Consider the following 12468-nt stretch of genomic DNA (forward strand, 5'->3'; position numbering starts at 1 on the left):
AAGCTCGTCACTGCGCTGCGCTCCTCCCTCAAGGAGACCGAGCGGCTGCGGGGGCAGCTGCGCATGGTCACCGCGAAGAGCCGCGAACCGATCGCGATCGTGTCGATGGCGTGCCGCTACCCCGGCGGGGTGTCGTCCCCGGAGGACCTGTGGCGGCTGGTCGCCGAGGGCCGCGACGCCGTCACACCGTTCCCGGCCGACCGAGGCTGGGACGTGGACGGCCTGTACGACCCCGAGCCGGGCGCCGAGGGCAAGTCCTACACCCGGGAAGGCGGTTTCCTCCACGAGGCGGCCGCCTTCGACCCGGCCTTCTTCAACATCAGCCCCAACGAGGCCCTGATCATGGACCCGCAGCAGCGGCTGCTGCTGGAGACGTCCTGGGAGGCCTTCGAACGCGCCGGCATCGACCCCGGCACGCTGCAGGGCAGCGACACGGGTGTCTTCACCGGCGTCATGTACCACGACTACCCGTACAACTCCGCGACCGGCGCCATCGCCTCCGGCCGCGTCTCCTACGTCTTCGGCCTGGAGGGGCCGGCGGTGACGGTGGACACGGCGTGCTCGTCGTCCCTGGTCGCCCTGCACCTGGCGGTCCAGGCACTGCGCTCGGGTGAGTGCTCGCTGGCGCTGGTCGGCGGGGTGACGGTGATGTCGACGCCGGAGACGTTCGTGGAGTTCAGCCGGCAGCGGGGCCTGGCGGCCGACGGCCGCTGCAAGTCCTTCGCGGACGCGGCCGACGGGACCGGGTGGTCCGAAGGCGTGGGTCTCCTGCTGGTCGAGAAGCTGTCGGACGCGCGGCGGCTGGGGCACCCGGTGCTGGCGGTGGTGCGGGGCTCGGCGGTCAACCAGGACGGTGCGTCCAATGGTCTGACGGCGCCGAACGGGCCGGCGCAGCAGCGGGTGATCCGCGCCGCCCTCGCCAACGCACGAGTCGGCGCCGACCAGGTCGACTTGGTGGAGGGGCACGGGACCGGCACACGGCTCGGGGACCCGATCGAGGCGCAGGCGCTCCTGGCCACGTATGGGCAGGACCGGGAGGGCCGGGCGCCGCTGTATCTCGGCTCGCTGAAGTCCAACATCGGCCATGCGCAGGCGGCTGCGGGTGTGGCCGGCGTGATCAAGTTGGTGGAGGCGATGCGGCATGGGGTGATGCCGCGGACGCTGCATGTGGATGCGCCGTCGTCGCAAGTTGACTGGTCGGCGGGTGCGGTGGAGTTGCTGACCGAGGCCCGCGGGTGGCCGGAGGTGGGGGACCGGCCGCGCAGGGCTGCGGTGTCGTCCTTTGGTATTTCCGGGACCAATGCGCATGTGATCGTGGAGCAGGCTGCGGAGGCGGAGGAGGTTGTCGCCTCGGAGCCGGTGGTGGGTCCGGTGGTGGTGGCGTTGTCCGCGCGTACCCCCGAAGCCTTGAGCGAGTCGGCCGGGCGGCTGGCGGATTGGTGGTCGGGGCGGGAGGACGTCGAAGTCGCCGACGTCGCTTCGACGTTGGCCCATGACAGGGCTCAACTTGAGCATCGGGCTGCGGTTGTGGCTGCGTCCCGCGAGGAGGCGATCAGGTCCCTGTCCGCTTTCGCAGCGGACGGTACAGCCGCCGTAGTTGGGCGGGTGTCGTCTGGTCGGACGGGGTGGTTGTTCACGGGTCAGGGCTCGCAGTGGCTGGGCATGGGCCGGGACCTGTATGACGCCGATCCCGTGTTCGCCGAGGCGTTCGACCGGGCGTGCGCGGCGTTGGATGTGCATCTGGAGCGGCCGCTGCGTGAGGTGATCTGGGGCCAGGACGCCTCGCTCGTGGATGCGACCGTGTTCACGCAGGCCGGGTTGTTCGCCGTGCAGACGGCGCTGGTCGCCGTACTGCGTCACTGGGGCATCCCGGCCGACGTGCTGCTGGGGCACTCGATCGGTGAGGTCTCCGCCGTGTATGCGGCTGGGGTGTTGTCGTTGGAGGATGCGGCGCGTCTGGTGGCGGCGCGGGGGGCGTTGATGCAGGCGCTTCCCGCGGGTGGGGGCATGCTCGCCCTGGCCGCCAGCCCCGAGCAGGCCGAGGAGCTGATCGCCGGTCTGCCGGTGGACATCGCCGCCGTCAACGCGCCGGCCGCGGCCGTGGTTTCCGGTGTGTTGGAGGATCTGGAGACGGTGCAGGCCCGCGCCGAGGAGCAGGGGATACGGGCGACCCGGTTGTCGGTCTCGCATGCCTTCCACTCCCGGTTGATGGAGCCGATGCTGGAGGCGTTTGCGGAGGTGGCCGCCTCCCTGTCCTACCGTGAGCCGGCTGTCCAGGTGGTCTCCAATGTCACCGGTCAGCTGCTGTCGGAGGAGCTGACGGATCCGGCGTACTGGGTGCGGCATGTGCGTCAGCCGGTGCGTTTCGCCGACGGAGTCCGCGCCGCCCGCGAGCTGGGCGTGACGCGGTTCGTGGAGGTGGGCCCGCAGGCGGTCCTGACCGCCCTGACCCGCCAGACCCTGGCCGACGACACCGGTGAGCTGGTCTTCGCCCCGCTCATGCGCCGCCCCCGTAAGCCGCAGGACGAAACCGCCCCCGTCACTCTCCTCACCGCGGCCGCCACCCTCCACACCACCGGCGTTCCGGTGGACTGGCACCTGCCCGCTCCCACCCGTCACCTCGACCTGCCCACCTACCCCTTCCAGCACCGCAACTACTGGCACCACTCGCTCTCCACCGGCGGCGATCCCCGGCAGGTGGGCCAGTCGCCCACCGGGCATCCGTTGCTCGGTGCGGCGGTCACGGTGGCGGACAGCGGTGGTGTCGTGCTCACCGGGCGGCTGTCCGCGGACAGCCAGTCCTGGCTGGCCGACCACGACATCAACGGAACGATCATCTTCCCGGGCACAGGTTTCGTGGAACTGGCCGTACGGGCGGGCGACGAGGTCGGTTGCACCGTGCTGGAGGAGCTGACCCTACGGACCCCGCTCGTCCTTCCGCGCTCCGGCGGAGTCCAGGTGCAGGTCGGCGTCGGTGTTCCGGACGGTTCGGGGCGGTGCGCCCTGGCCGTCCACTCGCGTCCCGACGACGGTGACGACGCCGGTGAGTGGACGTGCCATGCGCAGGGCGTGCTGTCGACGGCGGAGTCTGCGCCCGACTTCGACCTGGTGGCCTGGCCGCCGGCCGAGGCCGAGCCCATCCCGGTCGACGGCGGCTACGAGCGGCTGGCCGAGCGCGGCTACCGCTACGGACCGAGCTTCCGCAACCTGCGAGCCGCCTGGCGACGCGGTACCGATGTGTTCGCCGAGGTCGTCCTGCCCGACTCGGCCGACGGCGACAGCTACGGACTGCATCCGGCGCTGCTGGACTCCGCCCTGCACATCGACCTGATCGCCGGGGACGAAGAGGCCGAGGGGCAGGCGTTCCTCCCCTTCGCGTGGACCGATGTCACGCTGCACGCTTCCGGATCGCGGGCGCTGCGGGTCATGATCCGACGGCAGGAGGGGCAGCCGGCCTCGGCGGTGTTCGTCGCCGACCAGAGCGGGCGGCCGGTGGCCACGATCGGTGCGGTGGCCTCCCGCCCGATCGCACCCGATCACTTCTCGTCCCCCGCTCCCGCCGCCGACGCTCTTTTCGGCGTGGTCTGGAACCCCGTCACGGTCGGCACCGCGACGGACGCCGAACCGGTCCCGACCGTGGAGCCCGCCCGACTGGCCGACACCGCGGGCCCGATCGTGGTCTGCGACTGCACCCCGCCCCAGGGAGCGGTTCCCGACGCCGCGGCCGCCGCGGCCGGGGGCGCGCTGGAGGCCGTACGGACCTGGCTCGCCGGAGGCGAGGGGACGGACCGCACCCTGGTGGTTCTCACCCGGCGCGCGCTGGGGCCGGACGGCTCGCCCGCTCCGGCGGGAGCAGCCGTCTGGGGGCTGGTGCGGGCCGCGCAGGCCGAGAACCCCGGACGCTTCGTCCTGGCCGACGTCGACGACCCCGCCGCCGTCGACCCCGCCGTGTGGCGGGCCGTCGTCGCTTCCGGCGAGACCGAACTCGCCCTGCGCGACGGCATCTGGTCCGTCCCCCGCATGGAACGCCTCGCCACGTCTGCTTCGGGTGGTGGTGTGGATTGGGGTGGGGGGACGGTGTTGATCACTGGGGGTACGGGTGGTCTGGGTGCGTTGGTGGCGCGGCATGTGGTGGCTGTTGGGGGTGTGGGGCGTTTGGTGTTGGTCAGTCGTCGGGGGTTGGGGGCTCCGGGGGCTGAGGGGTTGGTGGAGGAGTTGTCCCGGGCGGGGGCTCGGGTGGATGTGGTGGCGTGTGATGTGTCGGATCGGGTGGCGTTGGCGGGGGTGGTGTCGCGTATCGGTGATCTGACGGGGGTGGTGCATGCGGCGGGGGTGGCGGACAACGGGATGGTGTCGGGGATGACGCCGGTGCGGTTGGCGGGGGTGTTGGCGGCGAAGGCGGATGCGGCGTGGCATCTGCATGAGGTGACGGCCGGGTTGTCGTTGTCGGCGTTTGTGTTGTTCTCGTCGGTGGGTGGGTCGTTGCTGGCGGGTGGGCAGTCGGCGTATGCGGCGGCGAACGTGTTCCTGGACGCGCTGGCCGCTCACCGGCACGGGCTGGGCCTGCCCGCCACCTCCATCGCCTACGGACTCTGGCTGAACGAGGGCATGGGCAGCACGCTCGGCGAGTCGGACGTGCAGCGGCTCAGGCGCCTCGGCCTGCCCCCGCTCGACACGGACACCGGCCTGGCCCTGCTCGACGCCGCCCTCGGCTCCGGACGGGCGCAGGTCCTGGCCACGCCCGTCGACCCCGCCGCGCTACGACGCCGCACCGACGAGATACCCGCGCTGCTGCGCGGCCTCGTACCCGCCACCCGGCGCAAGGCGGCCCGCGCCGCCGTCCAGGCCTCGTCCGCCCTCGGCACCGAACTGGCCGGGCTGGACCCCGAGGCCAGGCACCGGCGCCTGCTGGATCTCGTCCGCGGCCACGTGGCCGCCATCCTCGGCCACGCCGGAGTGGACGACATCGAGCCCGACCGCCCCTTCTCCGAGCTCGGCTTCGACTCCCTCGCCGCCGTCGAACTGCGCAACCTGCTGACCGCCGCGACCGATCTGCGCCTGCCGGCCACGCTCGTCTTCGACCACCCGAACGCCTCCGCCGTCGCCGCGCTGCTCGCCGAGATGCTCGTGGGCACCTCGCCCGACGACACGCCTGCGGCCGTCGTGCGCACCACCGGTGATCAGGACGACCCGATCGTCATCGTGTCGATGGCGTGCCGCTACCCGGGCGGAGTCTCCTCCCCAGAAGACCTGTGGCGGCTGGTCGCCGAGGGCCAGGACGCCGTCGGGACGTTCCCCGTCAACCGCGGCTGGGACCTGGACGACCTCTTCAACCCCGAGCCCGGCGCACCCGGCAAGAGCTACACCGACCGCGGCGCGTTCCTCCACGACGCGGACCAGTTCGACCCGGTCTTCTTCGGCATCAGCCCCAACGAGGCCCAGATCATGGACCCCCAGCAGCGGCTGTTCCTCGAGGCCGCGTGGGAGGTCTTCGAGCGCGCCGGCATCGACCCGGCCACCCTCAAGGGCAGCCGTACGGGCGTCTTCGCGGGCGTCATGTATCACGACTACGGCGACCTCAGCAGCGGCGGCAGCGTGGTCTCGGGCCGCGTGTCCTACTCGTTCGGCTTCGAAGGGCTGGCGGTGACGGTGGACACGGCGTGCTCCTCGTCCCTGGTCGCCCTGCACCTGGCGGTGCAGGCGCTGCGCTCCGGAGAGTGCTCGCTCGCGGTCGCGGGTGGCGTGACGGTGATGGCCACACCGGCCATGTTCGTCGAGTTCAGCCGCCAGCGAGGCCTGTCCGTGGACGGCCGCTGCCGCTCGTTCGCCGAGGGCGCGGACGGGACGGGGTGGTCCGAGGGTGTGGGTCTGCTGTTGGTCGAGCGGTTGTCGGATGCGCGTCGGTTGGGTCATCCGGTGTTGGCGGTGGTGCGGGGTTCGGCGGTGAACCAGGACGGTGCGTCCAATGGTCTGACGGCGCCGAACGGGCCGGCGCAGCAGCGGGTGATCCGGGCTGCGCTGGCGAACGGCGGTCTGTCGGCGGCGGATGTGGATCTGGTGGAAGGGCACGGTACGGGGACGCGGCTGGGGGATCCCATCGAAGCTCAGGCTCTGCTGGCCACGTATGGGCAGGACCGCGATGTCCCGCTCTATCTGGGTTCGTTGAAGTCCAATTTGGGTCATGCGCAGGCGGCTGCGGGTGTGGCTGGTGTGATCAAGTTGGTGGAGGCGATGCGGCATGGGGTGATGCCGCGGACGCTGCATGTGGATGCACCGTCGTCGCAAGTTGACTGGTCGACGGGTGCGGTGGAGTTGCTTACCGAGGCACGGGAGTGGCCGGAGGTGGGGGACCGGCCGCGGCGTGCCGCGGTGTCGTCCTTTGGTATTTCCGGGACCAATGCGCACGTGATCGTGGAGCAGGCGCCGGAGGCCGAGGAGGGTGTCGCCTCGGAGGCCGCCTCGGTGGTGGGTCCGGTGGCGGTGGCGTTGTCGGCGCGTACGCCCGAGGCGCTGGCCGAGTCAGCGGGACGGCTTGCGAATTGGTGGTCGGGGCGGGAGGACGTCGAAGTCGCTGAGGTGGCTTCGGCGTTGGTGCATGGCCGGGCTGGGCTTGAGCATCGGGCTGTGGTGGTGGCTGCGTCCCGTGAGGAGGCGATCGGGTCCCTGGCGTCGTTTGCGTCGGACGGGACGGGTGCCGTTGTCGGCCGGGTGGGCTCTGGTCGGACGGGGTGGTTGTTCACGGGGCAGGGCTCGCAGTGGCTGGGGATGGGCCGGGAGCTGTATGACGCCGATTCCGTGTTCGCGGAGGCGTTCGACCGGGCGTGCGCGGCGTTGGATGTGCATCTGGAGCGGCCGCTGCGTGAGGTGATCTGGGGCCAGGACGCCTCCCTGGTCGATGCCACCGTGTTCACCCAGGCCGGTCTGTTCGCGGTGCAGGCGGCTTTGGTGGCGGTGTTGCGGCACTGGGGCATTCCCGGGGATGTGTTGCTGGGGCATTCCATCGGTGAGATCTCCGCCGCGTATGCGGCCGGGGTGTTGTCGTTGGAGGATGCGGCGCGTCTGGTGGCGGCGCGGGGGGCGTTGATGCAGGCCCTGCCCGCGGGTGGGGGCATGCTCGCCCTGGCCGCCAGCCCCGAACAAGCAGAACAACTCATCGCCGGCCTGCCGGTGGACATCGCCGCCGTCAACGCGCCGGCCGCGGCCGTGGTTTCCGGAGCGGTGGAGGATCTGGAGACGGTGCAGGCCCGCGCCGAGGAGCAGGGGATAAGGGCGACCCGGTTGTCGGTCTCGCACGCCTTCCACTCCCGGCTGATGGAGCCGATGCTGGAGCCCTTCGCCGAGGTCGCCGCCTCTCTCACCTACCGTCAGCCGAACACAGCTGTCGTCTCCAACGTGACCGGTCAGCTGGTGTCGGAGGAGCTGACGGATCCGGCGTACTGGGTGCGGCATGTGCGTCAGCCGGTGCGTTTCGCCGACGGCGTCCGCGCCGCCCGCGACCTGGGGGTGACGCGTTTCGTGGAGGTGGGCCCGCAGGCGGTCTTGACCGCCCTGACCCGCCAGACTCTGGCCGACGACACCAGCGAGCTGGTCTTCGCCCCCCTGATGCGCCGCCCCCGTAAGCCGCAGGACGAAACCGCCCCCGTCACTCTCCTCACCGCGGCCGCTACCCTCCACACCACCGGCGTTCCGGTGGACTGGCACCTGCCCACCCCCGCCCGCCACCTCGACCTGCCCACCTACCCCTTCCAACGCCGCCGCTACTGGCTGGACTCCATGCCCACCGGCAGTGATCCCCGGCAGATGGGCCAGTCGCCCGGCGGGCATGGGTTGTTGGTGGCGGCGGTCTCCACGGCCGACGGTTCGGCGACGGTGTTGACCGGGCGGCTGGGTGTGGGGCGTCAGGCGTGGCTCGCGGGGCATCGGGTGGCCGGGCGGGTGTTGGTGCCGGGGGCTGCGTTGGTGGACATGGCGCTGCACGCGGCGGACGTGACCGGTTACGACGGCATCGGGGAGCTGGTCGTAGGCCGGCCCTTGGTCTTGCCGGAGGCGGGGGAGGTGGACGTGCAGGTGCAGGTGACGGCCGCCGGTGAGCGGGCGGAGGTGAGTATCCACTCGCGCCCCGCCGAGGCGGCCGTGCAGGCCCCGGGCCCGGACACGTCCTGGACCACCCACGCCACCGGCACCCTCACCACCACGGCCACCACAGCCGGCACCCCGACCACCACCCCCAACCTCACCCCCTGGCCCCCGGCGGACGCCACTCCGATCGACACCCAGGACCTGTACGACGAACTCCTAGACCAGGGTTATGCGTACGGCCCGGAGTTCCAGGGCCTGCAGGCGGCCTGGCGGCACGACGACGACGTGTACGCGGAGATCGTGCTGCCGGAGGACATCGACGTGTCGGCGCACACCGTTCACCCGGCGCTCTTGGACGCCGCCCTGCACGGCCTCCGTTTCGGCGTGCACGGCGACCTGGAGCCGGGCTCGCGGCCGGTGCTGCCCTTCGCCTGGCAGGACGTACGGCTGATCCGTACCGGGATGCGTGAGCTGCGGGTGCGGCTGTCGGCCGGTGCGGGCGACGCCGTGCGCGTCGAGCTGGCCGACCGGAGCGGGCAGCCCGTCGGCGTGGTCGACTCCCTGGTGCTGCGGGAGGCCGGAGAGTCGGTCGTCCAGGCTTCCGAGACGCTCTTCGAGGTGACGTGGGAGCCTGCCGCGGTGACCCCGCTCGCCGGCGCCGAGCCGGTGCCGGTGGTCGCGGCCGCCGCGCTCGATGGCGCCCATGGACCGGTGGTCGTCGCCGACTGCGTACCGACCGGCGACACGGTCCCGGCGGCTGCCTTCGATATGGCGGCCACGGTGCTCGACGCCGTACGCCTCTGGCTGGACGACCCCAGCCGCGCCCAGTCGACCCTGGTGCTGGTCACCCGGGGTGCCGCCGGCCCGCAGGGCGAGGCGCCGACCGACGTGGCGGCCGCGCCGGTGTGGGGACTGGTGCGAGCCGCGCAGTCCGAACACCCCGGACGCTTCGTGCTCGTGGACGCCGACGACCCCGGCGCGGTGGACCCCGCCGTCTGGCGCGGCCTGGCCACCTCCGGTGAGCCCGAGTGGGCCCTGCGCGACGGCCGCTGGTACCACGCCAGGCTCGCCCGCCTCGCCACGTCTGCTTCTGGTGGTGGTGGTGTGGATTGGGGTGGGGGGACGGTGTTGATCACTGGGGGTACGGGTGGTCTGGGTGCGTTGGTGGCGCGGCATGTGGTGGCTGTTGGGGGTGTGGGGCGTTTGGTGTTGGTCAGTCGTCGGGGGTTGGGGGCTCCGGGGGCTGAGGGGTTGGTGGAGGAGTTGTCCCGGGCGGGGGCTCGGGTGGATGTGGTGGCGTGTGATGTGTCGGATCGGGTGGCGTTGGCGGGGGTGGTGTCGCGTATCGGTGATCTGACGGGGGTGGTGCATGCGGCGGGGGTGGCGGACAACGGGATGGTGTCGGGGATGACGCCGGTGCGGTTGGCGGGGGTGTTGGCGGCGAAGGCGGATGCGGCGTGGCATCTGCATGAGGTGACGGCCGGGTTGTCGTTGTCGGCGTTTGTGTTGTTCTCGTCGGTGGGTGGGTCGTTGCTGGCGGGTGGGCAGTCGGCGTATGCGGCGGCGAATGTGTTCCTGGATGCGCTGGCCGTTCACCGGCACGGGTTGGGCCTGCCCGCCACCTCCATCGCCTACGCGCTGTGGCAGACCGAGACCGGCCTCAGCCAGTGGCTCTCGGAAATCGACCTGCAGCGCATGCGCCGCAGCGGCATGCCGCCACTGACCGAAGAGGAGGGTCTCGCCGACCTCGACACCGCGGTGGCCTCCGGACACCCGGCCGTGCTCTCCATGCATCTGGACCTCCCGGCGCTGCGCCGCCTGCCCGACGTGCCGCACCCCATGCTCTGCTCCCTGGTCCCGGCGCCGCGGGTCACCCGCGCGGTCAGCGGACCGGAGCAGGAGGAGACACTGCGCCTGCGGTTGCACGACCTGTCCGGCCCCGAGCAACTGGCCGAGCTCCGCGGCCTCGTGCGCGCCCGGGTCGCCGCCGTGCTCGGCTTCGACGACGCGAACGACGTCGATCCCCACCGGGACTTCCTGGAGTCCGGCTTCGACTCGCTGGCCGCCATCGAACTGCGCAACCAGCTGAACAAGGCCCTCGGTCTGCAACTCCCGGCCATGGCCGTCTTCGACGGGCAGAACCCGGAGCAGCTGGCCGCCCTCATCCAGACCGAGCTGACCCAGTCGGCCCCGGCCGGCAAGGGCGACACCACCACCTCCGCATCCGCCGAACAGTCCACCTCCGCCGAGACCGGCCCCCGCACCTCGACCGAAACGGTCGGCCCCTCCGAGCCGGACGGCGCCGACTCGCTCAGCACGCTGTTCCGCGAGGCGGTGCTGTCCGGCAAGGTCGGCAAGGCGTTCGGCGTGCTGCGCGCGGTGGCCGAGCTGCGCGACACCTACGACGCCGGCGACGCCACGACCGTCCGGCTGCCGTCGGCCAGGCTCGCCGACGGACCGGCAGACCCGCGCATCGTCTGCGTCTCGACGCCCATGGCCGGCGGTGGCCTGCACCAGCACGCGCGGCTGGCCTCGCACCTGCGGGGCACGCGATCCGTCTCGGCGCTGGCCCTGCCCGGATTCGGCACGGGCGAGCCCCTGCCCGCCTCGGCGGAGGCCGTCGTACAGGCCATGGCCGCCAACGTCCTGGCCGCCGCCGAGGACGAGCCGTTCGTCCTGCTCGGCTACTCCTCCGGCGGGCTGATCGCCTACGCCACGGCCCACCACCTCGTGCAGGCGCACGGCGTGGCACCGGCCGGCGTGGTGCTCCTGGACAGCTACCGGGTCCAGGACGAGGCGATGGTGGTCGGCATGGACCGGCTCGCCCGCAGCCTGCTCGAGGTCGAGAGGACCGTCGGCCGGTACGACAGCACGCGGCTGTCGGCGATGAGCCGCTACTTCGACATCCTGCCCGACTTCAAACTCGACGCGGTGCCCGCGCCCGTGCTGTTCGTCGCGGCGACCGGTGACTTCCTCGACCGTACGGAGTACGACGGCGACCCGGCCGAGCTCAAGGCCGAGCCCTGGCATCCGGACCACGAACTGCGCCCGGCGCCCGGCAGCCACTTCACGCTCATCCAGGAGGACGCCGAGACCACCGCGGCCATCGTCGAGGACTGGATCCGCGAGCGCACCGCCCGGAACTAGCCGACCGCCGGGCCCACGGCTCTGCGGGGCTCCGGTTCCGCGAGCCTCCGGCTCGGCGGACCTCGGCTTCGGCGGACCCCCGGTTGGGCGGACCCCCGGTTCGGCGGACCTCCCGGTTCGGCGGACCTCCGTACCCCGGCCTACCCGGTGGCGTCGGGCTCTTGTAGGGGGAGCGCCGCCCCCTACAGGGGGCCGCAGCGGGTCCGCGGGCCCGCCTCCGTCATTACCGTCACATGCGAGGTCGGGCCGGTCGGCCGGCCGGGCGCACCGCGCCGATCCCGCCGATGCCGGCCTCGCCCGTACCGCACCGCATCCCGATCGGAAGGGGAAGTCGTATGGCGCCGGCACCGAGTGCCCGCGGGACCGTGGCCTTCGGCCCGTACCGGACCTGGTACCGGGTGACCGGGGACCTCCAGTCGGCGCGGCCGACGGTGGTGCTGGTGCACGGCGGACCCGGCAGCACCCACGACTACCTGCTGAGCCTGGCCGCACTGGCCGAACACGGCTGGCCCGTCGTCCACTACGACCAGCTCGGCAACGGCGGCTCCACGCACCTGCCGCAGGCGGGCGCCGACTTCTGGACCGTGGAGCTGTTCCTCGGTGAGCTCGACAACCTCCTGCACTCCTTGGGCGTCGCCGACAACTTCGTGCTCCTCGGACAGTCCTGGGGCGGCATGCTCTCCGCCGCCTACGCCGCCCGGCAGCCGGAGGGCCTGCGCGGACTGGTCGTGGCGAACTCGCCGGCCTCCTATCCCCTGTGGACCGAGGAACTCGCCGTCCTACGGAACCAGTTGCCACCCGGAGTCAACGAGACGCTGCTCGCCCACGAGGCCGCCGGTACCACGGACAGCCCCGAGTACCTGGAGGCCATGAACGTCTTCTACGACCGCCATGTCTTCCGGCTGCCGGAGAAACCCACCGAGCTGACGGCGTCGATGATGGAGATCGCCAACGACCCGACCGTCTACTTCACGATGAACGGACCGAGCGAGTTCCACGTCGTCGGCACCCTGCGGGACTGGTCCGTGATCGACCTCCTGCCGCGCATCCAGGTCCCCACCCTCCTCCTCTCCGGACGCCACGACGAGGTGACCGTCGGCGCGGTGCAGCCCTACTACGACCTGATCCCCGACGTGCGCTGGGAGATCTTCGAGGAGTCGAGCCACGGCCCCCACCTCGAGGAACCCGCGCTGTTCATGAAGGTGCTCGTCGAGTACCTGCGTTCGCTGGACTGAGCCAAGA

General features: G+C 71.9%; 1 protein-coding gene and 1 pseudogene. Both read left to right on the plus strand.

Annotation, left to right across the window (positions count from 1 at the left end):
• Positions 1 to 3 precede the first annotated feature (3 nt).
• Positions 4 to 11226, plus strand: a pseudogene (locus ACQPXS_RS38195) (SDR family NAD(P)-dependent oxidoreductase); the annotation flags it as partial.
• Between the two features lie 335 nt (positions 11227 to 11561).
• Positions 11562 to 12461, plus strand: a complete 900-nt coding sequence (locus tag ACQPXS_RS38200) for a proline iminopeptidase-family hydrolase (protein ID WP_433454006.1) — start codon at positions 11562 to 11564, stop codon at positions 12459 to 12461.
• Positions 12462 to 12468: the final 7 nt, after the last annotated feature.

The organism is Streptomyces sp. CA-142005 (genome assembly GCF_050942335.1).
GTDB lineage: Bacteria > Actinomycetota > Actinomycetes > Streptomycetales > Streptomycetaceae > Streptomyces.